We start from the raw sequence: 26,023 nt of genomic DNA, 5'->3' as shown, positions 1-26,023 counted from the left end.
ATATATTTTCAATCAATTACTATCACCTATCGAATAATCGAAAATAGACTATCAAACACTTCATTCATCGTAGTAATAGCTTTAGAGTTCGCCACGAAATATTTTTGGAAGGCCATTAAATTTACCATTTCCTCTTCCATATTTACCCCTTCAACGCTCATCTTTTCTTGCTGAATGCCTTCTAATAAGTCCCCATGAATTTTTTGATAAGCATTCACTGCACTTTTATCAGAAGCTACACGAACTATGAATTGGTCTAATGCTGCTTTATAAGAAAGACCTTCTTTATAGTCTCCATCTGTAATTGCTGCTAGTTTATTTGCTGTTTCAGCAGATATTTTCATTTTCGAAATATCTTTTTGAAATTCTGGATTTAACTTCATATCTTTCGCATGATCTCCAACGAAGAAATCTTTTCCCATCACTGTATTCACTTGATTTTTCACTGAACTCATTAAGTCTTCAAGATTTTTTTTATAATCAACAATCTTCGCTTTCGTGTCAATCGCTGATTTTATCGCTCCGCTAGTTACATTGATTTCTGAACCGTAAATCTCAACTGACATTGGGTCTTTTTCTTTATTTAATTGAAGTGGATATGTATCTTGTCCATTTACTGTTAAAATACCATTCATTCTAACACTCGCAATATTAGGATTCATAGATTCATAAGATACTTCGATGTTTGCATACTTAGACATCTCTGTAACGATGCGATCTCGTTCGTCTAAAAGTTGATTCGGCACTTGTGTACCTGCTTGTCCAATTTTATGATTCGCTTCTGCTAAACTAGCAGCAAGACGATTAAATTCATTAACATGCGCTTCAATATCTTCTGCCGTCTGCGCTTCCACTGTATCTAAGTTTTTCGCAAGACGATTTACTTGACTTGTGAACTTCCCAGTTTCAGAAATTAATGTATCGTAGTAGTTTGGTTGTTCTGGATTTTTTGCCACTTCACGAAAGGCATTAAAGAAACCGTCCATTAAACTAGATAATGAATTCTTTCCTGTCGTTCCAACCATAGACTCTACACGTGATAAAGTCGAATTCATATAGTTATAGTAAGAGAGCTGAGATAATTGATCATTAAACTGCTTCGTCTTTACCTCATCAGTAATACGGTCAACACCTAGCGTTTGTACACCGTAACCAATTCTCTGTTCTGGCGTATGACCATTACTTGCTCCAACAGATCCGTAATTCACCATTTGACGCACATAACCCGGTGTATGAATGTTAGATAAGTTTTGTTTCGTTGTTTGTAATCCCATTTGAGCCGCTAACATCCCTGATAGCGGTGTATTATAATCAGATAATCTCATAAAGCTTCACTTCTCCTTTACAATAGTTCATTCATAAAGATTTGCGAATTATTGTTTCGCTCTAAATTATATTCAGAAACAGAATCCACAATACTTTCTGTAGTTTTTAATAGTACGTTTAAGTAATATTGATTTTTCAAAAGAATCATTTTTACATTCTCTTCTAATTCAGTTACGTTTTTTTGTAATTCTTCCATTTTTTCAATTTCTTCTTGAGAAAAATACGAAAATAATGCACTTACACGAGATGCTTCAACATCCTTTTCTTTACAAAACTGAACAACCATTTCTTCGAATGAGCTAGATAGTCCTTTTAAACCATCAATGTACTGCAATTGTTCTACTTGTAACTTTTGAACTGCATTTATATCTTTATTTTTTAAATTCTCATATATTTGCTCTCCAAGCGCTTGAATATTTTCATACGCCTTTTGTATAATAACGAGCTTTTCATATAATTGTATGTACATATAGCTTCCTTCCTTTTACAAGACTAAATTCACAATTAAACCATGGATTTCTCCAATTTGATTTAACATTTCTAAATGTCCTGTTTTCGTATTAATTAAATTCATAACATCTTCTAATTCATTCAATCCCATTTCTGCCTGTTTCACAATCGTCATTTTCTGTGAATATCCATAACGTGGGTGACGAGACATGACATCTTTATACTGCAATACATTATCAACGTAAAAATTCAAAAATGATTTTACTGTATTTTTGTATTCCATTACATTATCAAGCGTTAATTCCATTTCAATTTTTTCTTTAATTTCTCCAATATTATCGACAAACGCTTCCATTTGTTCTAGTAATTTATCTTTTTTCGGATCTGCATGCAAATTATCCGAAAATGCAAGTCCTGTCCTGACATTTGCTTCTTTCGGCATTTGAGTAGCAGGCGGTATATGCGATAAAATTGGATTATGCGAGATAGAACGTAGCATATATATCACCTATTTATTTTTTTATTTCTTCCTAAACTTAATCGTAAAATCCAGTTATTTATAATTATACTCTGAACAGTAATATTTTGCAGTTATTTTTTATAAAAGATATGTTACAATTTAGCATGAGGTGGCACAATTCTATGAATATTTTCCTTTGTGGTTCAAATCAATTAACAGCATTAGATCAAGAAGAAATTAAAAAATTTTTAACTGACTATGCTCACAAACATAAAATTTACATATTATGTTATAAATCTATTGAAAATGAGGTTCTTCGTTTTTTCGTTGAGAATGAAAGACTCGCTCAAAATTTATGCCTTTACACGCTGCAACCATTGCAAGCAATAACAGATGAATTTCAAGAAGTCGTTGATTACTTAAAAAAACACGGAGCCGAATATGTTGCTTTCGATCATCCTTCTGACTCCATTTACCGATCAGATTATATGTTTTTTGTTAAACAAATTATTGAAGACACTGATTTAGTTCTCTGTTTTTATAATGGGGACAAACATACATCTGTCATCCCTGTCGATGTTGCAAAAGAAGCAGGTATTGATGCTGTCATTTATGATTTACCAGGATTACATGAAAAGCAAATGAAAAAAAGCTTTGAACAAAAAATTCGTATGATGTAAAGGGGGCGGCACAATATCATTATTGTGCCCATTGTAAATATGATAATTGAACAAGATTATGATCATTTTATCGCGAGTTTTAAACAACAATTCAATATGGATATCGCTTCGTATAAGCAAGATAGAATGCGCCGTAGAATCGATGCTTTCATTTCGAGAAAAGGCTTTGAAAACTACACTAATTTTTTAAACAAATTACGTGCTGATCAAAATTTATTTTTAAATTTTATTGACTATATTACAATTAACGTTTCAGAGTTTTTTAGAAATAAAGAACGATGGCAAACTTTAGAGTCGAAAGCACTACCTAAATTACTCGAACAAAATAGCGGAAAATTAAAGGTATGGAGTGCCGCTTGCGCTGCTGGTGAAGAACCGTATACACTTTCTTTAATTTTATCAAAGCATCTAGCTCCATTTCGTTTTGAAATTCAAGCAACAGATCTTGATTTTCATATTTTAGAAACTGCAAAACGCGGTCAATATACAGAACGTTCGTTAAAGGAATTACCTAATGATTTGAAAGAACGTCATTTCACAAAAGAGAATGATCTATATTCATTGCATCAAAACATTAAACAAAACGTCTCGTTTAAACAACATGACCTTTTAATGCAGTCATTCGATACAAATTATGATTTGATTATTTGTCGCAACGTAATGATTTATTTTACCGAAGAAGCAAGAGTAAAACTTTATGAAAAATTTAGTCGTTCTTTACGAAAAGGCGGCGTACTATTTGTTGGTAGTACGGAACAAATTTTAACACCCGAGCGTTACAATCTTCAGCGATTTGATACATTCTTCTACGAAAAAATATAAAAAAGGTCGTCACAATGGAGTGACGACCTTTTTACATAACTCGAATTAAAATAATACCGACAATCCATATGAAGAGAAAAAGAAACGTCATAGACCATTTATGTTCTTGCATCGTTTGTTTCAATGCCTGTGATAATTGTGTCATGTTAATTTCCGCAAGCGCTCTCCATACACTTACATCCCGATCTTTAGCAATGCGGTCTGTAACACTAATTAAAATTGTTTCGTTAGACAATTTCGTTATATAAGCAGTAATAACCGTTACCATCAAATTTATATTTCCTTCTGAAGAATCACTTTCCACTCTAGAAATAAGTGCGCTCACATCTAGTAACGGAATATGTACTTTTCTACCAAATGATAGTTGTACTTCAGCGAAATCATATGTTCCATCTAACAAAGGAAGGTCTTTTATATGCGCCTGCTTAACAAGCCCTTGTAGGCTTCTAATTACTTGTTCAAATATTTTTTCTGTTTGCTTACCTTCTCCAGATAACGTATGTAGCTTTTTAAAAAGTTGTAACACTGTATCCATCTCTTTAGAAAGCATTTCCTTCATAATCTTTCCATCACTTAAACTTGCAAGTAAAATACCTATTTCATTATTTTTCGAAATAATTTTAGACTGTCCAGTAAACACTAAATTGCTACGCTTTCGTTCTTTCTGGATTTCATGCTCCGAAATAGCTGCAGGCTGTTTTAATGGTTGTAACGCCTTATCTTCAATTGTCGTACGTTTAATCTCCATTTAAGCGCCTCCACTACTATGAAATAATTAGCCCCATTCTTTATTACTCTTTAAAACTAAAAACAGTACGAATAAACCTGACATGATAGTAAACACATCCGAAGCTTGTACTCCCTGTTCACCTTTTTCTTCTTTCTTGTCTTTTGATTCTTCTTTTTGTTCTTTCTTTTTAGAGGCAACTTGTTTGTTATTTTTCTCTTTTTGGTCCTTCGCCTTATGTACTTCCTTGTTGTCTTCGAACGGCTCTTTTATGACGTAAGTAAATTCCTCTTTCTCTTTCAACGGTTCTTTTATAAACTTATTTACTTCCTCATCTTGCTTCGGAATTTGAACAACTGGTAATTTTTCTTCTGGAAGCGGGTTTTTGACTTTCAAATCCTCTTGCTTCTCATTTTCTTTCTTATCTTCTAATTCATTTTCTAGTTTATTATCTAATTTATCTTCTTTCTCTTTCTCTTCTATCTTTTTGTCATCTTCGTTTTTTGGCGCCAAAATAGAAATGGTATATTCACTTTCCTCAACAAGTTTATTACCTGCTGCATCTATTATCTCTACATGTAATTCGTATGGCCCAGCTGGCAATTCTTCTGTTATTTCAAATATTTTTTGCCAATCCATATCATACTTGTTGTAGTCTAATAAAAACGAAAGCTCTTTATTTTCTTTCCCTTTTAATGTAACGCGCACTTCTTTTACAGCCGATTCTATATCTGACGCTTTTACTCGTATATGTATAGAATCTCCCTGTTTTCGTTCAACTAAGTTCTCTTTTACTTCATCAATTGTAACTTTCTGTAACTTTGGCAATTCTTTATCTATAGTTGGCGTTTCATTTTTAATACGAATGAGCGGGACTTTCACTTCATTTTTTACGATTTCTTCTTTCTCATTCTCTTTGTAACTTTGAACGAGCTGGAGATTCCAATCACCTTGCAAATCAAAATCCTCTGCTTTATAGTTAGCAACCCAGCTCTTCGTTTCTTCATCATACTCAAAAGATAGTATTCTTTCTTGCGCATATTGCTCGCCATTTTTTTGTAACTGCAATATACCTTTCATGCTTTGAATGTTTTTCCCATTTGGTTCTACAGCAATTCGCACTTCTTCGCCAACTTTAAGCTCCGGCTTATCTACTGTAACAATTCCTTGTTCCGTTTCTATCTTTCTTTCACCCAATTGTTTATTTACTACTTCTTGTTGTTCTACTTCTTGTTGTTTTACTTCTTTTTGTTCTACTTCTTTTTGTTTCTCTTCACCTTGCTTCGTTTCCACTTGCTCTGACGATTCTTGAGATTCCTTATTTTCTTCTTGTACATTCACTTCATTTATTTTTTGATCTGACTCAATTTGTTCCTCAGCCTGACTTTGCAAGGGGAAGAACAAGCATACATGTATGCATAGCCAACTCATTAGAAAAAACTTTACGTTTTTCATCTACTAGTTCAAACTCCTATTTCAATGCCTTATAGTGATTTCGTCACTTTTACTCCGAAAAATCCATCTACATTTACAAGTTCACCATACGCCACTAATACATCATTTACATAAATACGAATCGGTTCATCAATATCCTCATCTAGTACAACTGCTTCATTTTCTTGTAAACTTAATATATCTTGAATTGTTTTCACTGTACTTCCAAATACAAATTTCACGTTCATTTCTACATTTTGTAGAATGGACGTGTCCATATATACTGGCTCCATTTGTTTTACTTCTTTAAATTCAATAGGTTGCACAACTGGTTCTACAATTTTTTCTTCTTCAATTTCTTCTGTTGCAGTCTCTTCTTCTTCCACCATTGGATACAGAAGTCGCCTTACCATTTCTTTCGCTTCAGAAATCGGCAAAATTTGATACATTTTCGATTGAAGCAGATCGCCAATTTCAAGATTGAACGTAATTTGAACGAGTTCGTCCACTTCCATTGACTCTCCCAAATACTCCATTTCTTCTTTTAACGTTACAAATTTAACATTTGGCGGCGTCATGTCCATTTTTTCTTGGAACATTTCTGACATCGCCGTAGCAGCGTGCCCCATCATTTGGTTCATAATTTCTTTAATACCGCTCAGTTCTAATTCAGTAAGCTCTTTTTCCGGATCAACTTCCCCTGTTCCCATCATCATTAAATCTACCATTGTTAAGGCGACATCTTTCGTAAATACGAATACATTCTCATTCTTTAGCCCTTCAACAAAGTCAACATTTAAAATAACAAATGGCACTGGTACTCCATCATAATGACGAACATTGATTGCTTCCACATTTGGTGTACTAATTGTAACTGGCTGATTTAAAAGCGTTGACAATACTGTTGAAGCGGAACCAATTGAAATATTTGCAATTTCACCAAGCACATCTTTCTCTTCTTGTGTTAAATGCTCTTTTTCAACTTCTTCTACAATCTCAGTTTCCACTACTTCTGCTGTCTCGTCTTTTTCTTCTACTCCACCAGATAATTGCATTAATTTATTTACCATTTGTTTCGCATGCTCAACAGAAACAATTTGTACAAGTTTAGAGTTTACAAGATTATCTATCTTTAAATCAAACGACACTTTAACAATCGTATGATTTCCATCGATTTCAGAGATTTTCTCCATTTCTTCTGATAACTTTACAACTTTAATCGTCGGCGGAGACATATCTACTGTATCTTGGAAGAATTCCGACATAGATGTAGCTGCGAATCCCATCATTTGATTCATCGCTTCTTGTACAGCACTTAGCTCTAATTCACCAAGTTCTTTTCCGTCCTCCACCTCGCCTGTTCCCATCATCATTAAATCAGCAATAGACAATGCAACATCTTGCTTAAGGACAAGAAGGTTTTCCATATCTAATCCTTTTGTAAAGTGAATGTTTAATACAACATGTGGAACTTCGACATCTCTTGAATCATATAAATCTACCAACTCTATGCGAGGAGCAGTAATGCTTACTTGCCTATTTAAAATTGTTGATAATACAGTCGAAGCTGAACCAAATGATATATTTGCAATTTCGCCAAGAATATCGCATTCTTGAGGCGTTAAATGCTCATTTTCTTTTTCTAGCACAATCGTGCTCGTATCCCCTTTTGTGTGTTGCTCAGGCATTTTCCCTGCCTCCTCATTTCTGTTTTTCTATCAAATGATATAAACTCTCATTTGATTTTAGCAAACTTATTATATAAAACGTTAATATGTATTTATTGCCATTATTAGAGTAGTAACGATTAGTCAAAAAGCTCCCCAATTGTATACAAGTGGGGAGCTTTCCTTCATTCCTATTATAAACCTTCTGGGTTTAAAATGAGGACCACTCGTCCATCACCGAGAATCGTCGCACCAGAGAAATAATTAGAACTCTCTGCAAAGAAGTCACCTAATGACTTTAAGACTATTTCTCTTTGACCGATAATTGTGTTTACAATAAGTCCATAGCTGCGATGTGTATTACGAACAATTAACACAGGAACCATTTGACCATCATATGACGCAAACGCCTCATCTACTGTTTTTTCACCAAATACAGTACTTAAATGTTTCACTTCAATAATTTGATTACGATAATTTAACACATCTTTTCCTTGTAAGGATTGGATGTCTTCTTTCTTAATTCGAATTGCTTCAACTATATTTCCAAGAGGTAAAGCATAACGCTTATCATTCGTTTGAATAAGCATAGATTGAATAATAGACAACGTTAACGGAAGTTCAATTCTAAATGTACTTCCCTTGCCTTCCTCAGAATCAATGATTAAATGTCCACCTAAACTATGAATCGTATGTTTTACAACATCTAATCCGACACCGCGTCCAGAAAGATCTGATACAACTTCAGCTGTACTAAATCCTGGTTGGAAAATAAGATCAAACACTTCACGATCTGTTAATCTATTCGCATCTGCTTCAGTTACAACGCCATTTTTAATCGCTTTTTCTAATACTTTCCCTTTATTAATACCGTTTCCATCATCCGTAATTTGAATAACGACATGATTTCCACTATGAAAAGCTTCTAATTTAATAGTACCTGTCTCATTTTTACCTGCATCACGTCGTTTTTCAACAGTTTCAACACCGTGATCGATTGCATTTCGAATTAAATGAACGAGCGGATCACCGATTTCATCAATAACAATTTTATCTACTTCAGTATCTTCACCTGTAATTTGTAAATCGATTTTTTTCCCTAAATCTTTCGCTAACATACGTACCATACGCGGGAAACGATTGAACACAGTTTCAATTGGCACCATACGCATATTTAATAGTACATTTTGAATATCTTTTGAAATATCGCCTAATCGATTTAAATGTTCAATTAGTTCCTTGTTTTGAATCGTTTGAGCCAATTCATCAATGCGCCCACGTTCAATTACACTTTCTTCAAACATATTCATTAATCTTTCAATTTTCTCTAATTGAACACGAATTGAACGATTCTCCACTTTAGCATTTTTCGTTTTTGTAGTACTTTTAGCTGGCTGATTCGTTGCCACTATCGGTGATTCTACCTGCGTAGCCACAGCTGGTTGTAGCGTTTCTTCTACTTGCACAACTTCTTGTGTAACGACTTTTTTAGAAGCTACTTCCCTCGATATAGGTTCTCCTTGCTTTACTTCCACTTTCTCAATTTCAGAAACATGAAGTACTACTTGTTTCAATTCTTCTATACTACAATCCGTATCCATAAATACTGTAAATTCAAATCCGAAAGCATCTGCTTCAATTTCTTCAATACTCGGAGCTGTTTTTTGTATATTCCCCACATTTTGTAATGCTTCAATACACATAATGGCACGTACTGCTTTTAAAATTGCTTGCTGTTCAACTGTTATATGCACTGCATGCGAAACTGCATCATCGTTGTCTATATGATTTTGCTCTATATGTTCCGTAGTAGTTTCTACATTACCGTTCAATAATGCTTCTAATTTCTGTTTAGTTGAGACTACATCAATATTGCCCATTCCACCTTGTTGCACATCTGCAACCATCTTCTCCAAATTATCAATGCACTCAAAAATCACATCAATAATATCCGCATTTACAACTATATTCCCATGACGAATTTCATCTAACACATTTTCCATCTTATGTGTTAAATCAGCCATCTCCGTAAATTCCATACTCGCAGACATACCTTTGAATGTATGAGCGGAGCGGAATATTTCTCCTACAACATCCATATCAGCAGGATTTTGCTCTAACACTAGCACATTTTCATTTAGCGACTGTAAATGTTCTTCTGACTCTTCAAAAAATATATTTAATAGATCTGTTTGCATTTTTATCCCCTACCTGTCTAACAAACATTTCATTTATGTATAACAATTTAGTGTTTTATAATGAGAAAAAAGGGGGCCACACGTCGATCCGCTATCACTGTTTTGATTCCTTGTGGCACCCCTTCTATATTAACTATTTGCTACTTTTGTTAAAGCTTCAATTACACGATCCGCTTGGAATGGCTTTACAATAAAGTCTTTTGCCCCGCCCTTAATTGCATCTAATACCATACCTTGTTGTCCCATTGCAGAACAAATAACAACCTTTGCACTTGAATCAATTTTAATAATTTCTTTTAATGCTTCAAGCCCATCCATTTCTGGCATAGTAATATCTAATGTTACAATATCAGGTTGAAGTTCTTTATACTTTTGAATTGCTTCTACCCCATTCTCTGCTTCGCCAATAACTTCAAATTCAGCATTACTTTTTAATAAGTTTTTAATCATCGTTCGCATAAACATCGCATCGTCTACTACTAAAATTTTATGTGCCATTCTTTTTAATTCTCTCCTTCTATGTATAAATATATCTTAATATTTCACCTTATCATTCTCACTCATTATACAAAATAAAATGATAAAATTTAATATTTTTTTAAAAGAATTTTCGTATTTTTATTATTTTATTATTAAAATAATAATATACTACTCTTTTATATAAATAACAACGCGACGGTTTTTTTCCCAGTTTTGCGGTGAATCATTTGGTACAATTGGCTTTGTGTCTGCATATCCTACCGCAGCTAGCCTTTTATCATCCACATTATACACTTCAATTAAATGGTGAATCATATTTGCCGCTCGTGCTGAAGATAACTCCCAATTTGAAGGGAATTTCTCGTTATGAATAGGTCTACTATCTGTATGTCCCTCTACAACAATTGGGTTAGGTACGGATTGAAAAAATCCAACTAATTGACTTATTATCCCTTTCGCTTCGGGCTTAACGTTTGCATCGCCTGTATCAAATATTAAATTATCTACTATAACGACGCTTACCCCTGTATCCTCTCGATATACATTCACTTGACTAATACCGTTATTATCTACATACGCTTTTAACTTCTTATATAATTCATCCATTCTCTTTTTTGAGATCATCTTTTCATCATTTTTTTCATGTGAAATATCCGGTATTGTATTTTCCATTACTTTTGCATCTACTTGCCCCGTATCACTAAACTTTTCAAGCATCTTTGACAATTTTACTGCATCTTGCTTTGATGTAGCAACTAGTAATACAAAGAAAGTTAATAATAACATTGTTAAATCTGTAAAAGTCGTCATCCAACGAGGCGATCCCTTTTGCGGTCCTTTACTCATCATACCACTCCTTGAAATATTAGGCTGCTCCTTTTACCTTTTTTACCTTTGTTTCGTATACGTATGTATCCAGTTTCAACTTTAATTTAGAAGGGATTTGTCCACGATACAATTCTGAAATTGCTTCTATTACAAACTTCTTCTCTGTATATAAATCTTCAATACCACGATATACTTTTTCCGCAAGAGGGATTGCAATCATATTCGCAAGTACGGACCCATATAATGTCGTTAACATCGCAACTGCCATCCCTGTACCAATTTGCGATGTATCTTGTAAGTTTTGGAGCATAATGATAAGACCGATTAACGTACCAATCATTCCCCAAGCTGGAGCAAAATCACCAATTTTATCTAATAATGCTGCTCCTTTTCTTAACTCATACACTTCCGTTTCAATATCTTTCAGTAACACTTCTTTTAATTCATCTTCATCGTAACCGCTTAACATTAATCGAATTCCTTTTTGAATAAAAGGATTGTCTACTTGCTCTCCATCAACCTCTAAAGAAAGCAAGCCATGCTTTTTAGACTTTTTCGAAAAATCGACAAACAAATCCGTTAACTGTTCTAAATCTTCTTCTCTTCTATGTAAAACAGTAAAAATGCTTTTCGTATATTTTTTTATTTCTCCAAATCGATATGCCACAACAATTGTCGCTGTTGTTCCCCCTATGACAATTAAAATAGATGAAACATCTAAAAAGTTTTTAAAAGCTTTTATTCCACCGCCGCCAAGCATAATTGCTGCTATCACTATAATGAACCCTACTATAATGCCCACTGGGCTAGAAATATCAAACTTCCTTTTTCTTCTTTGTGGTCTAGCTAATACTTGATTTTTCTCTCCCATATTTCTGCCCTTTCCTTTCCATTTTTATATAACATTTTTTTATTTTAATAATACGTTTTCACATATAACATGTATTATACGCTTATCATCTGTTTATCGCAATATACTCATGAAATTGACACATTTCATTTCTATATTAGAATTATAGTATGGATAAATGAGGAGGATCACGATGGAACACAACATTTTACAAGTCATTGCATTAGCAGAAAAACTAAAATATGAAATGCGACATAGCTGGCTTTCTAACGGACGTCAAGAAAGTGTTGCCGAACATACATGGCGTATGTCTCTAATGGCTATTTTAGTTGAACCTTATTTGGATCAAAAAGTAAATATTGAGAAATTACTTAAGATGGTTATTATTCACGACCTAGTCGAAGCCGAAGCTGGTGATATCCCTGCTTTTGATACGATGAATAGTCACGAATTACAACTACAAAAACAAAAAAATGAACTAGAAGCTATTTTAAATATTAAACAAACATTAACAAGTTCTCTCGGTGAGGAATTATATGACTTATGGATGGAGTTTGAAGCGAAAGAAACGTACGAAGCAAAAGTTGCTAATGCACTCGATAAACTTGAGGTGAAAATCCAACATAACGAAGCTGATATTGATACGTGGTTACCAATTGAACATAAAATGACATTCCAAGTAGCAAAGCATACAAACTTTGATTCTTTCCTATCTAAATTACAAAAAATTATTGAACAAGATGGAGAAAAGAAGTTAATTGCTGCCGGTATTGATGTTGAGGCATGCAAGCAATAATGAAATAAGACACTCAACAAGAGTGTCTTATTTCATTATTGTTGATATAGCCTGCTTATAAATAAGCTGTTGTTTTCCATCCACTAATATTAAAACTGTAAATTTATCTACTCCAACAACTTCTCCTACTATTCTAACGCCACTCTTTAAGAAAATTGTAACTGTACCTTTTTCTTCTTTTATTTGTTTATACAATTCTTCCTGTAAATGTTCCAATTACTGTCCTCTCCTTCTCGTGAAACATCTTAATATAAAAAACTATAAATTTTTTATTTATGCACTTTGTCTTTTCCATTCATAAACTTATTAATTAGTATATCTAAATCTCGGCTAAATAACAAAACTTTATCATGATCCAATCCGTGTCTCGCAACAAGTTGAATTAACTCTTTCTTTTTGTTTTCTATTTTATTTTGTAATTGTCCCATCTCCATCTCTATACTAAAACTCCCTTTTCCCATAATATTACTTGTAAAATTATAGTACATATTCTCTCATAAAAAAATAAAAAAATGGTTTTTTTTACAATTTTTTATTTTTTTATGCCTAAATTACGAATCACGTAAAGGTTCATTTACAAATCACTAACATACAATCCTAATGAATCTACAGGCATTTGTCTAATTATAAATGAGACTGGCTCGTTTTCTATACAAAAAACATACTGTATATAGTAGTCCATGAACCATATAGATTAACTTACTAAAAAGGAGGAAAACATATGAGTTATGGTGGAAGTTGCGCTGGTTTCGGCGGTGGATTTGCTTTGCTTATCGTACTATTCATCCTTCTAATCATCATCGGATGTAGCTGTTGGGGTGGCGGCGGATACGGATATTAATATATCCTATCCTTGACAAATGAACTAAAAACTATAGAAAAACAGCTCATATTTGAGCTGTTTTTTTTCATACTTTCGTATGAATTTATATCCCTCTTATTTGCGATTTCAACTAACAAAATATCGTTTAATATGGAATAAGAAACATTTTTCACTGATATAAAAGATCGTTATACATACATATTACAAACAAAAATTATTTTAACATTAATTCTTGTCGGCATTTCATGGGGCATTATTGGAGGCGCTTATCAGCTACTCCTAACGATCTATACCGAGAGAATTTTCCACACTAACATTGGAATTTTATATACAGTTCAAGGCATTGGGCTTATGATTGGAAGCCTTCTCGTTAATCTTTATATGTCTCATAATAAAGAAAAAATGAAAAAAGTATTCGGTTGAGCCTAATTATTACAAGGAATTTTCTTTCTCGGATTCATTCTATCCGATCAACTTATTATCGGTATCGTTACTTTATTCTGTATGCGCATAGCAGGAGGAATCCTCGTTCCACTTGATACGACATTACTTCAAACTTACACACACGAAAATATGATGGGTAAAGTTTTTTCATTCCATTATTCCGTTTACGGATCTCTTATTCAGTTATCTATGTTTTTTACAGGAGGGCTGTTAGAAATTCTTTCTCCTCAAATAATTGGCAGTTTATTAGCTACATGCTGTATTTTTGTAAATTTTATATGGCTTTTCTTGTTTATCGCGGGGATCTCAGTGAATAATCTAATGATAATCAATAGATTTTAATCCCATTCATTATTTGTTTCCCAATAATAAAATTGCTTAAAAATGTCAGTCTAATTTTTTAGTTAATGATCCTTATATGGCAACACTATTTGAGAAAAAACTAGATATTTATGTTAAAATATAAATAAGTTTGTGAAAGTTTGCACTTAAATAAGAGACTTCAACTAGTTAAACTTGATTAAAGAGGAGGGCTGTTTTGGGTATCACATTCATTTTCATATGTATTATATTAGTGGCTTCTATTCTGCAAGCAAGTACAGGTTTTGGCTTTTCCATAATGGCAACCCCTTTCTTACTTATGTTATTTTTACCACAAGAAGCTATACAAATAAACATTATTTTATCTTTAATTATCTCCATTTCACTCATTTGGAAAATAAGAATGGACGTTGATTTTGTTCTACTGAAAAGGTTTATTTTGGGAAGTATAGTTGGTGTACCTTTTGGTATTTTAATCTTCATTTCCGTTAACATAAACACTTTTAAATTAGCAGTTAGCATCCTACTCTTACTATTAACATTGTTGCTAATATGCAAAATTAAGGTTAGATCAACACAATCTAGAGATTTCATAGTTGGTGGATTATCTGGTCTTTTAACGACAAGTATCGGTATGCCAGGTCCTCCCCTGTTACTTTATTTTACAGGAACTGATACTGAAAAAGAGAAGTTAAGAGCAACTACATTAGCTTTTTATCTGTTTATATATTTCATTAGTCTAGTAACTCAAATACTCTTTACTGGCACAAACAAAACCATTTGGGAATCAAGTTTTTATGCCATCCCAATTTTATTTTTAGGTTTGTTTATAGGTCAAATTATTTTCAAATGGCTTAATCAACGGATTTTTAAAATATTTACGTATATCCTTTTAAGTTGTACGGGTATGTATCTTCTTATTGAAAGTTTGCATTTATTATAGAAGTTGCTTTAGGTTATGCATTAAGAATTAGGTTTCGAATGAAATATCATGATATATTTTTAAACGTGATAATGTAAAAAGCGGCTATTATGCCGCTTTTTACATTATCAAATTGGTCGATATTAAACCAAATGACAGTAAATACATCGTTATAACAATCATCCACATATTGTTTTTCAATAGGGGTACTTAATGATTTATGAATAATGTACAAAATTAATTTTCCATATTGATCAATCACTTCTTTCAAAGCATCTTGATCATGTTTTTTCATAGCTATAATTAAATCCTCTTCAGAATTGAAAATCATAAGCATCTTCCTTCCTCAGTTCCCCTTTAGCAGCTGCTTTTACTTACTATTGGCATTTCATTCTCTTTTTCTATCACTTTTATAAAAAATTATTAATTTTTATTTCTATGTATATGATAACAAACAAAATACCTAAGTTCAGAAAGAATAAAGAACTTTCTGGCCTTAGGTATTTCTCCTTCCAAAAAAGGCAAACCCACATCACAGGTTTGCCTCTTTACTCACTTCTTATTTAAACCTTTTTCACTTAAAAACTCTTTCATATGCATTCTTTTTTCTTTGGACATAAATGAACTCATTGATTCCGTCCACGTTACGTTTTTTTGATTTGATGATCTTTCTTTGTAATACGCGCTCATCGTTTCATCATATTCATTTAGTAATTCATCATATTTCTGTTCATTATATCCATTTTCATGAAGAACTGCTGCTACTGGTAAACGTGGTTTAACTCCATGTTCTTCATCTGGTACACCGACTGTCATTCCGAATACAGGATATACTTTATCCGGTAAATGAAGCAATTCGCTCACTTCTCTCGGATTATTACGAATACCACCAATATAACAAATACCGTAGCCTAATGACTCTGCCGCTAGTGCTAAGTTTTGCGCAAAAAGTGATGCATCTACCGTCGCAACGATAAAGTCTTCTACTCCCTCATGCTTTATCTCTGTACCATGTTTTTCACATGCAATTTCAAGTCGTTTTAAATCTGCACAACAAATAAAAAATGCTGCACAGTCTTTCACATGGCGATTTCCGGATAGCTCTGCTAGTTTAGCTTTTAATTCCTGATCTGTTACATATATAACAGAATACGCCTGTACAAAATGTGATGAAGCTGCATGTTGTGCAGCGTGCACCATCTTTTCTACTACATCTTTCGGAATTGATTCTTCTTTATATTTACGAACTGAAACATGTTGCTCCATCTTATGTATCATCTCATTCATGAAAATCACTCCTTTTTTCTCTTCATAATGAAAAATTAACATACATTTTTCATTATTCACAACTTATAAGCACAAAAAGAGCAATTCTTTTTGAACTGCACCCCAATTGTTAGACACAGTCTAACAATTGGAGGTGCAGTTTTTCTATGGCTAAATTTACAGCTGATGAAAAAATACAAATCGTTCTACGTTATTTGAACGGAAATGAAAGTTATCGAGAAATGGGTAGATCGCTCGGTATAAGTGACACAATCATTTTGAATTGGGTAAACCAATATAAACAGAATGGTCTGGAAGCTTTTCTAAAACGATGTACAAATTACACACAACAATTTAAACTAGACGTACTAAACTTTATGATTGAAAACGGTATGTCCTTATTTGAGACGGCAGCTATCTTTAATATTCCTGCCCCTTCAACGATTTCTGTTTGGAAAAAACAGCTCGAAACACAAGGAATTGATGCCCTTCAATCTAAGAAAAAGGGGCGTCCATCCATGAAAAAAGATTCAAATAAACAATTAAAACAACCTTTAGCTGAAGGGTCAGTCGAAGCACTTGAAGCACGCATTAAACAGCTTGAGATGGAAAATGAGTACTTAAAAAAGTTAAATGCCTTAGTTCAAAACAAGGAAAAATCACAAAACAAGACAAAGCGCAAGTAGTCTATGAATTAAGGCATAAATATTCGGTGAAGGCACTCGTGGAGCTAGCTACTATTCCTCGAAGCACGTATTATGATTTAGTAAAGAAAATGAATCGTCCAGATGTAGATGCCGATTTGAAAGCTGAGATTAAAGCGATTTATGAGGAAAATGAAGGTCGTTATGGTTACCGTCGCATTCGTGATGAATTAACGAATCGTGGCCAGAAAGTGAACCACAAGAAGGTTCAGCGCATTATGAAAGAGCTTGGGTTAAAGTGTGTTGTGCGTATGAAGAAATATAAATCCTATAAAGGAAAAGTCGGTAGAATTGCACCTAATATTTTAGAGCGTAATTTTCATACAGATGCACCGAATCAAAAGTGGGTAACAGACATCACAGAGTTTAAATTGTTTGGAGAAAAACTGTATGTATCACCTGTATTAGATTTGTATAATGGTGAAATTATTACCTATACAATTGGTTCTAGACCGACGTATTCGCTTGTTTCAGACATGTTAGAGAAAGCATTGGAACGTTTACCTGAAACGCACCAGCTACTGATGCATTCGGATCAAGGATGGCATTATCAAATGAGACAGTACGTCCGTACTCTTGAATCAAGAGCTATCGTCCAGAGTATGTCTCGAAAAGGCAACTGTTACGACAACGCAGTAATAGAAAATTTCTTTGGGATTATGAAGTCGGAGTTCCTCTACATAAAAGAATTTGAAAATGTAGAGCACTTTAAAATAGAATTAGAAAAATATATAGATTATTATAATACGAAACGGATTAAGGAAAAATTAAAAATGAGCCCGGTACAATACCGGACTCACTTTTATCAAGCTGCCTAATGAAATAACCGTGTCTAACTTTTAGGGGTCACTTCATTTTGAATTGCTCTTTTTTAAAACGTTTATCAATACGGTAAATGAAATTATACTTATCTTATTACGCCGTTTTCAAAACTTTAATACCTCTGACGATATTCCAAATAAAGTAATAAATTCCTACAAGAATGAACACTGCATATGTGATAATCATTCCAATTCCAGCACCGTCAGATTGATCGAAACCTAAACCGTACATTCCTGATACTGCTAGTCCTCCAAATAAGATTGCGTATGGGAAAACATGTGACCAAAATGCTTTTTTCGCGTGATACTTCACTTCATCTTCTGCAACAAAGTACACGATAATTGGTAGTAAAAATGGTGCAAAAAATATACTAAAGTAACATAACGAAGATAAAATATTATTTCCTTTCATCCGATTCACCTCTAAATAGTTTTTGTTACCTTCATTATGTCAGGAAACCATTCCAGAAACTATCGCTTTACCTTTCACGAACGTGACATATTTGTAAGATTTTCCTCTAAAATAATCCCGCCTGAAATTTCAGGCGGGATTATTTTCTCTATATTCGATTCATAAACCAATATTGTGTAATTGCTAAATATTCTCGTACATTCGATGGAATGATGATTGGTTTCGGTGTTTTTGCCGGAAGGCCTTCTAATTGTAAACCTTGTTTGGCCGCTATTTTTTTTGCTCTAAACATATGAAAATCGTTTGTTACGATCATACCTTTTTTCATATCGGCTGGTATTAACGGTTTTGAGAATGTAATGTTCTCATCTGTGCTCGTAGATTTGTCCTCCATTATAATACGGTCTTCTGCGATGTTTTGTTTTATTAATCCTTGTTTCATTGCTAATGCTTCTGAAATGTCTTCACCTTTTCCTTGTCCGCCAGATACAATAGCAATTGTTTTCTCATGTGATTTTAAATATTCAGCTGCTTTATCAATACGATATTGCAATGAATAAGATGGTTTCGTCCCATTTACTTTCGATCCTAGTACAATTATGTAGTCAGCATCGTAGGTTGCATTCATATGCCCATGCTTATAAATGTGATATTGTAAAAAACCCATATACACGGCGCAAATCATTATGACAACTAAAATGCACTTCATTATTTTCTTCTTTCTCATATTCATATACTCCTATTTTCTTTTACTTCCTTCATGATAATATCCATTTATTTGTTTGTATACAGACAGATTTGAATAAACCCTAATTTATCCTCTGAAAGGTAATATTTATATTACTTTCGGGAATAGTAAGTACAACTTTACACGAAGGAGTGTCTCTATTGCTTCTCTTTTTATGTAACGTGTCGTTCTTTTTTATCTTATTTTTACTATCGCTTAAGTTACTCGGTAAATCCGCGTTAGCACAACTAACTCCTCATGATTTTGGGGCTATAATTTTTTTATCTTATTTAGCTTTCCAGGCCATACCCGTCTCTGGTGCTTTACAAGCATTTCTCGGTATGGTTGTTATCACATGTTTACATTTACTCCTTACAAAATTAAGCCTATTTAACAAACTAAATCGCTTTATTCTCGGACACCCTATCATTTTAATTAAACATGGTGATATTATTTTTGAGAACTTACAAAAAAGTAGATACCCCATTGCAGAACTCCTTTCTAATCTTCGCGTTGCAGGTTATCCAAGTGTTCATGAAATTGAATACGCTATTTTAGAAGCGAACGGCGCTATTAGTATTTTACCAAAAAGAGAACTTGTACCATTAACTCCAAAAGATTTAAACATAGATGTTAAGTATGCTGGGTTACCAATTGCCCTTATCGTCGATTCACAAATTCAATATGATAACTTAAAGTTAATACATAAAAATGAAAAATGGTTATATAAAGAATTAAAAGAAAAAGGAATTACAAATATTAAAAACGTTGCCTTTGCTTCTGTTCAAGAAACGGATGGATCTTTTGCGATTAGTTTAAAGGAATAAAAAATCCCCTTAATTGCTTAAGGGGATTTTCTTCATCATATCGCTTCTTTCTCTCCTGCCATATTTAATGGAACAGGATGTTTTATACGATTCATCGTAAATACGATAATCGCTGTCATTACTTCCGCAACTGGCATAACGAGCCAAATTCCGTTTATCCCAAATAATTTTGGCATAATCCATAACAATGGAAGAATAAATAGTAATCCTCGGCTCATTATAATAAGTACTGATTTCTTCGTTTGTCGCACTGATTGGAAGTACTCTCCATACACAATGTTATAACCTAAAAATACGTATTGGATAAAGAATAAACTAATACCTGTTAAGGTTAACTCCAATAATTCTGGAGATTGAACATCAAATAAACCAATGATATATTTCCCGAAGAATAATCCGACAATTATCGCAACGCCTCCGAGGACAACTGCAATTTTCACAGCAAACTTCAATCCTTCACGCAATCTTTCTGATAAGTTTGCACCATAATGGAAACTAGCAATTGGTTGCAATGCAGCACCTACACCGAAGAATAGTAGTAATGTCATTGCATGAATACTATTCACCATCGCATAGGAAGCTACTCCTACTTCTCCTGCATATTGGACGAATGCGATATTAAAACCAATCGTTACGATTGCAACCGTACTTTCTGCTGTAAAACTTGGGAAACCAATCACCATAATTTGTTTGACAGTATCCCATTCAAAATGGAATTTCGTCCACTTTAAGATACTACTTTTTCTAAAGAAATGAGTTAATAATACAAGGAAACCAATCGCTGCCGAAAGAATAGTCGCTGAAGCAGCACCTGTTACGCCCCATCCAAAAATAAAAATAAAGATGTAGTCAAACACGATATTTAATACAGCCGTTACAACAAGACCTGCCATCGCTAAATTAGGATTTCCATCATTTCGAATAAATGTACTTAAAATATTTTCTAAAACGTATATCATTCCAAATGTTAATAATACGTGTAAATAGTCTAATGCATACGGTAAAATCACTTCATTTGCACCAAATAAGTATGCTAAATCTTCTATTCTCCATAAGCAAATAGCTGCTAAAACACCTACGATAACAACTGCTACCGTCATTGATTGAGTAAAAATAGACCTTGCTCTCTCTCGTTTATTTTCACCTAATGCAATGGAATATAACGTTGCCCCGCCCATTCCAATCCATAATGAAATAGAGAAGAAAATCGAAAAGGCTGGAATAGCCACGTTCACTCCTGCTAAACCGTTCGCCCCAACTCCTCTACTAATCATAACCGCATCAATTACAATATTCACTGACATTAATACCATTCCGAGGACGGCTGGTATTAAATATGAAATAAATAAGCTTTTTATCGGTTTTTCTCTTAACTTTTCTGTTGCTTCCATACTCTAATATGCTCCTTTTTTTCAACTCTCTTTTCTTAGTTTAAACCTTCAAGTAACTTGAAGGTCAATAGAGAATTAAAAAATAAGTAACTTAATTATCGTGTTTGATCCTCATTTGTAATTATACGAGTCTTACAACTTATTGCTTTATTTTTTCATTATAGGAATTTGAATTTCTGTTACTTGCTCCTCAGGATCTTCTGTTACAGACCAATCAATCAATCCAATCTCAATCGAATCTCCATGTACTTCGTAACCTTCTTTATCAATGTATGTAAGTAACTCCTTGTACGTTGCATCTGTTTCTTCATATGGTCCATGATGATAAGAACAAGCATATAAACCTTCTTTAATTTCATCTGAAGTATGCACTTCATACGGCATATAATCCAAAAGAATAAATACACTGCTATATGCTTGAAACTCATTTTGCATTAATCCTTTTTCCGCAACAGTTACACCAATATCTCCAGAAAATAAACTATCATCCATTTGCCTCATATTTTTTTGCAACGAATGGATGTAGTACTCAAACATATCATCCGTCGTATTCGGGGCAACCGCAATTGCTGTAATTTTCCGCTGCGGGATCTCTTTAATTACCATTTGTTCAGCTTTTGCTTTTGTTGCTTCCTTAATTAAATGAATTCTATGCTCCATTTTCGCCAAAGCATACTCAATTTCTCTTTGTTTTTTCAACATCATTTCTTGTTGTTTTTCCAGTAAATTGAGTGCGTATGCTGGATTTCTTTCATCAATATATTTCTTAATTTCCTTTAACGGAATATTTAACTGGCGTAAAAATTTAATCGTATCTAATAGTGAAAATTGATCGATTGTGTAATAACGATAATTTGTTTGCGGGTCCACAGTGGACGGATGAAAAATTCCCTTCTCATCATAATAGCGTAAAGTTGATTCCGCTATATTATGCATTTTTGCCATTTCTCCAATTGTAAAGCGTTTATTTAATAACATCTTTTATTTCCTTCCATTTCTATTTATTTCATTATATGTTCATTTTGTCTTCAAAACAAAAAAGAATTCCCATACGAGAATTCTTTTTTTACTATTAAACCTCTATTATTATAGGAAGAATCATCGGCTTTCGTTTTGTATTTGTATATATATACCTCCCTAACGCTTCTCTTACCTCCCTTTTCAAAATACCCCAGCTATTCACATTCTCTTTCTTTAAATTATTAATTGTAATAACAGCTAATTTATTTAATTCTCTTAAAAATTCTTCTGAATCACGAACATAGACAAATCCACGAGAAATAATATCAGGACCTGAAATTATTTCTCCATCCACTTTATTAAAAGTAATAACTATAACGAGCATTCCATCTTCTGAAAGTTGTTTACGATCACGTAATAATGCATTTCCAACATCTCCAATTCCTAATCCATCTACATATATATTTCCTGCTTGTATTCTTCTAGATTGAATTGCCACTTCATTACTTATATCTACAACATCTCCATTACGTACGATAAAGATATTTTCCTTTTCAATACCAATTGATTCTGCTAACAAACTATGGTGATGTAGCATTCTAAACTCTCCATGAATTGGAATAAAATATTTTGGCTTCATTAATGTAAGCATTAACTTCAACTCTTCTTGATATGCATGACCGGATACATGCACTCCAGTAGAACTACCTGATCCGTAAATCACCTTTGCTCCTAATGCAAATAAATTATCGATAATTCGAGAAACGTTACGTTCATTTCCTGGGATAGGGGTCGCGGCTATAATAACCGTATCTTCTGGTAAAATATCCACTTGTCTATAGTTTCCACTAGCTAAACGCGCTAAAGCTGCCATTGGTTCTCCTTGACTTCCTGTACAAAGTAATGCAACCTGCTTTGGATCTAAACGATTTACCTCATTTGCTTCAATTAACATACCTTCTGGAATATGTAAATAACCTTTCTCTAGAGCAACCTCTACTACATTTACCATACTTCTCCCTAGCAAAGCTAGTTTTCGATTTGTTTTTATACATGCTTCAACTATTTGCTGAACACGATTCACATTAGAAGCAAACGTAGAAATAATTACTTTTCTATTTGCTTTCATAAATATTTCCTCTATCCGTTCTCCTACTGACCTTTCTGATGGAGTAAAACCTGGGCGTTCTGCATTTGTGCTTTCAGATAATAAAGCTAGTACACCTTCACTTCCTATTTTAGCCATTTTATGAATATCAGGATGTTGATTGTTTACTGGTGTTAAATCAAATTTAAAATCACCTGTATGTACTACAGTACCTTCTGGTGTATGAAAAACAATACCGAGACAATCTGGAATACTGTGGTTCGTTTTAAAAAAGGTTGCCTTAATAGAACCACAATCAATTTCTGATTCTGAATGAATAACGATTAATTCCGTATCATTTTGAAGATTGTGTTCCTTTAATTTAATTTCAATTAAACCTAACGTTAACTTTGTTGCATAGATTGGTACATTTAGTTGTTTTAAAAAATATGGTATTCCGCCAATATGGTCCTCATGCCCGTGCGTTACTACTAAACCGCGAATTTTTTCTTTATTTTCTTGCAAATATGTGACGTCTGGAATTATTAAATCAATCCCTAATAAACTTTCATCTGGAAATTTAGACCCACAATCAATGACGACAATATCATTTTCATATTGGATAGCATACATATTTTTTCCTATTTCATTTACTCCACCTAAAGCAACAATAGACAAGTTATTTTTTAATGAATTCAAATGATAAAACCTCCTTTTCACATTTATAATTCGTGAAATAGCATTTAGGCTTTATTATTTGTAATGAAAAAGGACTTCATACTATTTTATACATATAAAATTCACACGCTACTCTTACACCTATATCTCAATAAGACAGCTTCTTCCCCAAAAAGCTCCCATTTTTTCATTGATTTTTTATAAAATCTATTATATATTAATTACAGGTTCAAATTACGAGTTCAAAAGAACTTGTAATCAGACCCTTTTGTTTAATGGGTTTTACATATTTTCATTAGGCAAATTCCGAGAAATCGTATGATAAAACTAAAAATGATGAGGAGAGGATCAGATGGAATTCGAATTTTTCTTTCAAATTGCACTTATTTTATTAAGTACAAAGCTTGCTGGTGATCTTAGTGTTAGATTAGGTCAACCTTCTGTGCTAGGTAAATTAATTGTCGGTATCGTTATCGGCCCAGCTATATTAGGTTGGATTGAAAATTCAGAGCTTCTAACACAATTAAGTAATGTCGGTGTTATTCTTTTAATGTTTATGGCAGGACTTGAAACAGACTTAGATGAATTAAACGCAAATCGCAATTCTTCTTTAGCAGTTGCACTCGGAGGTATCATTCTTCCATTCGTAGGTGGTTACGTTTCCGGTCTTGTTATGGGAATGGAACAAGGAAACGCTGTATTCTTAGGGTTACTTCTATGTGCGACAAGTGTTAGTATTTCCGTTCAAACACTTCGTGATTTAGGTAAAATGAAAACACGTGAGAGTACGACGATGCTTGGAGCCGCTGTATTTGATGATATTCTTGTTGTTATTTTATTAGCATTCGCAATGAGCTTCTTAGGCACTGATGATGTTAACTTAACAATGATTATCTTGAAGAAAGTAGTATTCTTCGCTTCTATTATTTTAATTGGATGGAAAGGTGTACCAGTGATTATGCGTTGGTTATCACCATTGCGCGTATCTGAGTCTATCGTGAGCGCAGCTCTTATCATCTGTTTCTCATTCGCATATTTCGGCGAATTATTAGGAATTGCTGGTATTATCGGTGCTTTCGCTGCTGGTATTGCAATTTCTCAAACAAACTACAAACATGAAGTAGAAAAGAAAGTAGAACCAATTGCTTACGCTATGTTCGTTCCAGTATTCTTCGTTAGTATCGGTATGAATATTACATTTGACGGTATTGGCAATCAAATTTGGTTCATCCTAGCATTAACAGTAATCGCTGTATTAACAAAACTAATTGGTTGTGGTGTTGGTGCACGCATGACTGGATTTGATGCAAAGTCTTCTGCAATTATCGGTTCTGGTATGGTTTCTCGTGGTGAAGTTGCACTTATCATCGCAGGAACAGGACTCTCTTCAGGTCTATTAGCACAAGATTACTTTACAGCAATCGTTATTGTCGTTATTTTAACTACAATGATTACACCACCAATGTTAAAATACACTTTTGGTGCTAAAGATAAAGCAATGAATGAAAGCAAGTAAATAAGTTTACTATAATAAAAGGAGATTGCTATCTTATAAAATAGCAATCTCCTTTTTGTTTTACCCTTAAACAATCTCGTTCTTTTTTAACCATTTTTCAAAAATAATTCGTGCTTCTTCATCATCGATATCATTACTAAATGAATACACCTTAATGCCATAATCATCTATATATTCGCCTAGTTTCATTTCCTCCACTTTCTTATAAAAACCGTCTACCTCATAGTGCGGAAGATAAGCATCCCAAACTGGTTCATTTATTCTTTTGTACGCCGTCACTTCTAAATCATATCCATCTTCATAATATCCGATGTGATAATGTTTGTTCGGATCATATTTCTCCATTAAAAGTCCCCTCCTACTAAACAAAAGCGAGCCTTATATTACAGCTCGCTCCTCTCTCTAT

Annotated in this window: 28 protein-coding genes and 1 pseudogene; 9 read left to right on the top strand and 20 right to left on the bottom strand. The window is 33.4% G+C overall.

The genetic code is table 11. The features are described 5' to 3' along the window. Positions 1 to 26: 26 nt before the first annotated feature. The 3 genes from flgK to BCG9842_RS07905 are packed head-to-tail and all read right to left on the bottom strand — an operon-like array spanning position 27 to position 2,275. Positions 27 to 1,325, bottom strand: a complete 1,299-nt coding sequence (gene flgK, locus BCG9842_RS07915) for a flagellar hook-associated protein FlgK (RefSeq protein WP_001239708.1) — start codon at positions 1,323 to 1,325, stop codon at positions 27 to 29. 17 nt (positions 1,326 to 1,342) lie between these two features. Continuing rightward, positions 1,343 to 1,795, bottom strand: a complete 453-nt coding sequence (flgN, locus tag BCG9842_RS07910) for a flagellar export chaperone FlgN (RefSeq protein ID WP_000275875.1) — start codon at positions 1,793 to 1,795, stop codon at positions 1,343 to 1,345. 15 nt (positions 1,796 to 1,810) lie between these two features. Next, positions 1,811 to 2,275, bottom strand: coding sequence for a YaaR family protein (locus BCG9842_RS07905; protein ID WP_000946323.1), 465 nt, complete (start codon positions 2,273 to 2,275; stop codon positions 1,811 to 1,813). A gap of 143 nt (positions 2,276 to 2,418) precedes the next feature. Here BCG9842_RS07905 and BCG9842_RS07900 point away from each other — a divergent pair, with 143 nt between their 5' ends. Then, a complete protein-coding gene (locus tag BCG9842_RS07900) occupies positions 2,419 to 2,916 on the top strand; it encodes a flagellar motor switch protein FliG (protein ID WP_001020110.1) in 498 nt (165 codons plus the stop codon). 39 nt (positions 2,917 to 2,955) lie between these two features. Continuing rightward, on the top strand, positions 2,956 to 3,738 hold the full coding sequence (gene cheR / locus BCG9842_RS07895) for a protein-glutamate O-methyltransferase CheR (RefSeq protein WP_000582876.1): 783 nt from the start codon (positions 2,956 to 2,958) through the stop codon (positions 3,736 to 3,738). A 31-nt stretch (positions 3,739 to 3,769) separates the two neighbouring features. Here cheR and BCG9842_RS07890 read toward each other — a convergent pair whose 3' ends face one another. From BCG9842_RS07890 to BCG9842_RS07860, 7 genes are all read right to left on the bottom strand, one after another. Then, positions 3,770 to 4,486: a hypothetical protein gene (locus BCG9842_RS07890; RefSeq protein ID WP_000403948.1), complete on the bottom strand. Its 717-nt coding sequence runs from the start codon at positions 4,484 to 4,486 to the stop codon at positions 3,770 to 3,772. 27 nt (positions 4,487 to 4,513) lie between these two features. Then, on the bottom strand, positions 4,514 to 5,920 hold the full coding sequence (locus BCG9842_RS07885) for a hypothetical protein (RefSeq protein ID WP_000800084.1): 1,407 nt from the start codon (positions 5,918 to 5,920) through the stop codon (positions 4,514 to 4,516). Positions 5,921 to 5,949: 29 nt separating this feature from the next. Further along, positions 5,950 to 7,587 carry a flagellar motor switch protein gene (locus tag BCG9842_RS07880; RefSeq protein WP_001115007.1) on the bottom strand — a complete coding sequence of 546 codons (1,638 nt, stop codon included), beginning with the start codon at positions 7,585 to 7,587 and terminating at the stop codon, positions 5,950 to 5,952. Between the two features lie 173 nt (positions 7,588 to 7,760). After that, positions 7,761 to 9,764 (bottom strand): chemotaxis protein CheA, encoded by a 2,004-nt coding sequence (locus tag BCG9842_RS07875; RefSeq protein WP_001192626.1) that lies wholly within the window; start codon positions 9,762 to 9,764, stop codon positions 7,761 to 7,763. Between the two features lie 129 nt (positions 9,765 to 9,893). Further along, positions 9,894 to 10,262 (bottom strand): response regulator, encoded by a 369-nt coding sequence (locus BCG9842_RS07870; protein ID WP_000940568.1) that lies wholly within the window; start codon positions 10,260 to 10,262, stop codon positions 9,894 to 9,896. A gap of 150 nt (positions 10,263 to 10,412) precedes the next feature. Then, a complete protein-coding gene (locus BCG9842_RS07865) occupies positions 10,413 to 11,090 on the bottom strand; it encodes an OmpA family protein (protein WP_000033627.1) in 678 nt (225 codons plus the stop codon). Positions 11,091 to 11,109: 19 nt separating this feature from the next. Next, positions 11,110 to 11,943: a flagellar motor protein MotP gene (locus BCG9842_RS07860; protein WP_000504191.1), complete on the bottom strand. Its 834-nt coding sequence runs from the start codon at positions 11,941 to 11,943 to the stop codon at positions 11,110 to 11,112. Between the two features lie 172 nt (positions 11,944 to 12,115). Between BCG9842_RS07860 and BCG9842_RS07855 the strand changes: the two genes are divergently transcribed. Further along, positions 12,116 to 12,718 (top strand): HD domain-containing protein, encoded by a 603-nt coding sequence (locus BCG9842_RS07855; RefSeq protein WP_000400770.1) that lies wholly within the window; start codon positions 12,116 to 12,118, stop codon positions 12,716 to 12,718. Positions 12,719 to 12,745: 27 nt separating this feature from the next. Here BCG9842_RS07855 and hfq read toward each other — a convergent pair whose 3' ends face one another. Then, entirely contained in the window at positions 12,746 to 12,934 is a 189-nt protein-coding gene (gene hfq / locus BCG9842_RS07850; RefSeq protein WP_000400665.1) for an RNA chaperone Hfq, read from the bottom strand. A gap of 53 nt (positions 12,935 to 12,987) precedes the next feature. Further along, complete coding sequence (locus tag BCG9842_RS07845; protein WP_000291690.1) at positions 12,988 to 13,206, bottom strand: aspartyl-phosphate phosphatase Spo0E family protein; 219 nt, start codon at positions 13,204 to 13,206, stop codon at positions 12,988 to 12,990. A 233-nt stretch (positions 13,207 to 13,439) separates the two neighbouring features. On the opposite strand from BCG9842_RS07845, the gene BCG9842_RS07840 reads away from it, so the two are divergent. The 3 genes and pseudogenes from BCG9842_RS07840 (at position 13,440) to BCG9842_RS07835 (ending at position 15,249) form a co-directional block, all read left to right on the top strand. Next, on the top strand, positions 13,440 to 13,559 hold the full coding sequence (locus BCG9842_RS07840; RefSeq protein ID WP_000120179.1) for a YjcZ family sporulation protein: 120 nt from the start codon (positions 13,440 to 13,442) through the stop codon (positions 13,557 to 13,559). Between the two features lie 141 nt (positions 13,560 to 13,700). Then, positions 13,701 to 14,327 (top strand): annotated as a pseudogene (locus tag BCG9842_RS29465) (MFS transporter); the annotation flags it as partial. A gap of 196 nt (positions 14,328 to 14,523) precedes the next feature. After that, positions 14,524 to 15,249 carry a sulfite exporter TauE/SafE family protein gene (locus BCG9842_RS07835; RefSeq protein WP_000513086.1) on the top strand — a complete coding sequence of 242 codons (726 nt, stop codon included), beginning with the start codon at positions 14,524 to 14,526 and terminating at the stop codon, positions 15,247 to 15,249. A gap of 46 nt (positions 15,250 to 15,295) precedes the next feature. Here BCG9842_RS07835 and BCG9842_RS07830 read toward each other — a convergent pair whose 3' ends face one another. Together BCG9842_RS07830 and nfsA are read right to left on the bottom strand one after the other, a co-directional pair. Beyond that, complete coding sequence (locus tag BCG9842_RS07830) at positions 15,296 to 15,559, bottom strand: hypothetical protein (RefSeq protein WP_015945739.1); 264 nt, start codon at positions 15,557 to 15,559, stop codon at positions 15,296 to 15,298. Between the two features lie 221 nt (positions 15,560 to 15,780). Continuing rightward, entirely contained in the window at positions 15,781 to 16,515 is a 735-nt protein-coding gene (nfsA, locus tag BCG9842_RS07825) for an oxygen-insensitive NADPH nitroreductase (RefSeq protein WP_001004528.1), read from the bottom strand. 146 nt (positions 16,516 to 16,661) lie between these two features. Here nfsA and BCG9842_RS29460 point away from each other — a divergent pair. Next, positions 16,662 to 18,016, top strand: a protein-coding gene (locus BCG9842_RS29460; RefSeq protein WP_085964461.1) for an IS3 family transposase whose coding sequence is annotated in 2 segments (ribosomal slippage) — positions 16,662 to 17,115 and positions 17,115 to 18,016 — 1,356 coding nt in all. Because the reading frame shifts where the segments join, the coding sequence is not laid out codon by codon here. Positions 18,017 to 18,113: 97 nt separating this feature from the next. Here the strand turns inward: BCG9842_RS29460 and BCG9842_RS07810 are convergent. Continuing rightward, positions 18,114 to 18,431 (bottom strand): DUF4870 domain-containing protein, encoded by a 318-nt coding sequence (locus BCG9842_RS07810; RefSeq protein WP_000678054.1) that lies wholly within the window; start codon positions 18,429 to 18,431, stop codon positions 18,114 to 18,116. A gap of 148 nt (positions 18,432 to 18,579) precedes the next feature. Continuing rightward, a complete protein-coding gene (locus BCG9842_RS07805) occupies positions 18,580 to 19,158 on the bottom strand; it encodes a YdcF family protein (protein WP_001227671.1) in 579 nt (192 codons plus the stop codon). Positions 19,159 to 19,319: 161 nt separating this feature from the next. Between BCG9842_RS07805 and BCG9842_RS07800 the strand changes: the two genes are divergently transcribed. Further along, positions 19,320 to 19,985, top strand: coding sequence for a DUF421 domain-containing protein (locus tag BCG9842_RS07800; RefSeq protein ID WP_000923923.1), 666 nt, complete (start codon positions 19,320 to 19,322; stop codon positions 19,983 to 19,985). Positions 19,986 to 20,020: 35 nt separating this feature from the next. Here the strand turns inward: BCG9842_RS07800 and BCG9842_RS07795 are convergent, their stop codons facing one another. From BCG9842_RS07795 to BCG9842_RS07785, 3 genes are all read right to left on the bottom strand, one after another. Continuing rightward, the gene (locus BCG9842_RS07795) at positions 20,021 to 21,376 is read right to left on the bottom strand and encodes an MATE family efflux transporter (protein WP_000388401.1); all 1,356 of its coding nucleotides are present in this window, start codon (positions 21,374 to 21,376) and stop codon (positions 20,021 to 20,023) included. Positions 21,377 to 21,523: 147 nt separating this feature from the next. After that, positions 21,524 to 22,354, bottom strand: a complete 831-nt coding sequence (locus BCG9842_RS07790) for a MerR family transcriptional regulator (protein WP_000925948.1) — start codon at positions 22,352 to 22,354, stop codon at positions 21,524 to 21,526. Positions 22,355 to 22,448: 94 nt separating this feature from the next. Further along, positions 22,449 to 24,122, bottom strand: a complete 1,674-nt coding sequence (locus BCG9842_RS07785; protein WP_001086702.1) for a ribonuclease J — start codon at positions 24,120 to 24,122, stop codon at positions 22,449 to 22,451. Positions 24,123 to 24,453: 331 nt separating this feature from the next. Between BCG9842_RS07785 and BCG9842_RS07780 the strand changes: the two genes are divergently transcribed. Then, the gene (locus tag BCG9842_RS07780; RefSeq protein ID WP_000393875.1) at positions 24,454 to 25,617 is read left to right on the top strand and encodes a cation:proton antiporter; all 1,164 of its coding nucleotides are present in this window, start codon (positions 24,454 to 24,456) and stop codon (positions 25,615 to 25,617) included. Between the two features lie 66 nt (positions 25,618 to 25,683). On the opposite strand, the gene BCG9842_RS07775 is transcribed toward BCG9842_RS07780, so the two are convergent. Further along, complete coding sequence (locus BCG9842_RS07775) at positions 25,684 to 25,962, bottom strand: DUF3986 family protein (RefSeq protein WP_000417071.1); 279 nt, start codon at positions 25,960 to 25,962, stop codon at positions 25,684 to 25,686. Positions 25,963 to 26,023: the final 61 nt, after the last annotated feature.

This window comes from Bacillus cereus G9842, assembly GCF_000021305.1.
GTDB classification, from domain to species: Bacteria; Bacillota; Bacilli; order Bacillales; family Bacillaceae_G; genus Bacillus_A; species Bacillus_A thuringiensis_S.
The sequence above is the reverse complement of the archived record's forward strand: the minus strand, read 5'-3'. Positions and strand labels throughout refer to the sequence as shown.

What these genes read in the sequence shown, in the direction of transcription:
- BCG9842_RS07855 (WP_000400770.1), top strand. Translation starts at nt 12,116, where the DNA reads ATGGAACACAACATTTTACAAGTCATTGCATTAGCAGAAAAACTAAAA.
- BCG9842_RS07780 (WP_000393875.1), top strand. Translation starts at nt 24,454, where the DNA reads ATGGAATTCGAATTTTTCTTTCAAATTGCACTTATTTTATTAAGTACA.
- BCG9842_RS07880 (WP_001115007.1), bottom strand. Translation starts at nt 7,587, where the DNA reads ATGCCTGAGCAACACACAAAAGGGGATACGAGCACGATTGTGCTAGAA.
- BCG9842_RS07810 (WP_000678054.1), bottom strand. Translation starts at nt 18,431, where the DNA reads ATGAAAGGAAATAATATTTTATCTTCGTTATGTTACTTTAGTATATTT.
- BCG9842_RS07775 (WP_000417071.1), bottom strand. Translation starts at nt 25,962, where the DNA reads ATGGAGAAATATGATCCGAACAAACATTATCACATCGGATATTATGAA.
- cheR (WP_000582876.1), top strand. Translation starts at nt 2,956, where the DNA reads ATGATAATTGAACAAGATTATGATCATTTTATCGCGAGTTTTAAACAA.
- BCG9842_RS07890 (WP_000403948.1), bottom strand. Translation starts at nt 4,486, where the DNA reads ATGGAGATTAAACGTACGACAATTGAAGATAAGGCGTTACAACCATTA.
- nfsA (WP_001004528.1), bottom strand. Translation starts at nt 16,515, where the DNA reads ATGAATGAGATGATACATAAGATGGAGCAACATGTTTCAGTTCGTAAA.
- BCG9842_RS07900 (WP_001020110.1), top strand. Translation starts at nt 2,419, where the DNA reads ATGAATATTTTCCTTTGTGGTTCAAATCAATTAACAGCATTAGATCAA.
- BCG9842_RS07905 (WP_000946323.1), bottom strand. Translation starts at nt 2,275, where the DNA reads ATGCTACGTTCTATCTCGCATAATCCAATTTTATCGCATATACCGCCT.
- BCG9842_RS07795 (WP_000388401.1), bottom strand. Translation starts at nt 21,376, where the DNA reads ATGGAAGCAACAGAAAAGTTAAGAGAAAAACCGATAAAAAGCTTATTT.
- flgK (WP_001239708.1), bottom strand. Translation starts at nt 1,325, where the DNA reads ATGAGATTATCTGATTATAATACACCGCTATCAGGGATGTTAGCGGCT.
- BCG9842_RS07865 (WP_000033627.1), bottom strand. Translation starts at nt 11,090, where the DNA reads ATGAGTAAAGGACCGCAAAAGGGATCGCCTCGTTGGATGACGACTTTT.
- BCG9842_RS07885 (WP_000800084.1), bottom strand. Translation starts at nt 5,920, where the DNA reads ATGAAAAACGTAAAGTTTTTTCTAATGAGTTGGCTATGCATACATGTA.
- BCG9842_RS07790 (WP_000925948.1), bottom strand. Translation starts at nt 22,354, where the DNA reads ATGTTATTAAATAAACGCTTTACAATTGGAGAAATGGCAAAAATGCAT.
- BCG9842_RS07870 (WP_000940568.1), bottom strand. Translation starts at nt 10,262, where the DNA reads ATGGCACATAAAATTTTAGTAGTAGACGATGCGATGTTTATGCGAACG.
- BCG9842_RS07840 (WP_000120179.1), top strand. Translation starts at nt 13,440, where the DNA reads ATGAGTTATGGTGGAAGTTGCGCTGGTTTCGGCGGTGGATTTGCTTTG.
- flgN (WP_000275875.1), bottom strand. Translation starts at nt 1,795, where the DNA reads ATGTACATACAATTATATGAAAAGCTCGTTATTATACAAAAGGCGTAT.
- BCG9842_RS07875 (WP_001192626.1), bottom strand. Translation starts at nt 9,764, where the DNA reads ATGCAAACAGATCTATTAAATATATTTTTTGAAGAGTCAGAAGAACAT.
- BCG9842_RS07805 (WP_001227671.1), bottom strand. Translation starts at nt 19,158, where the DNA reads ATGAGAAAGAAGAAAATAATGAAGTGCATTTTAGTTGTCATAATGATT.
- BCG9842_RS07860 (WP_000504191.1), bottom strand. Translation starts at nt 11,943, where the DNA reads ATGGGAGAGAAAAATCAAGTATTAGCTAGACCACAAAGAAGAAAAAGG.
- BCG9842_RS07830 (WP_015945739.1), bottom strand. Translation starts at nt 15,559, where the DNA reads ATGATTTTCAATTCTGAAGAGGATTTAATTATAGCTATGAAAAAACAT.
- BCG9842_RS07845 (WP_000291690.1), bottom strand. Translation starts at nt 13,206, where the DNA reads ATGTACTATAATTTTACAAGTAATATTATGGGAAAAGGGAGTTTTAGT.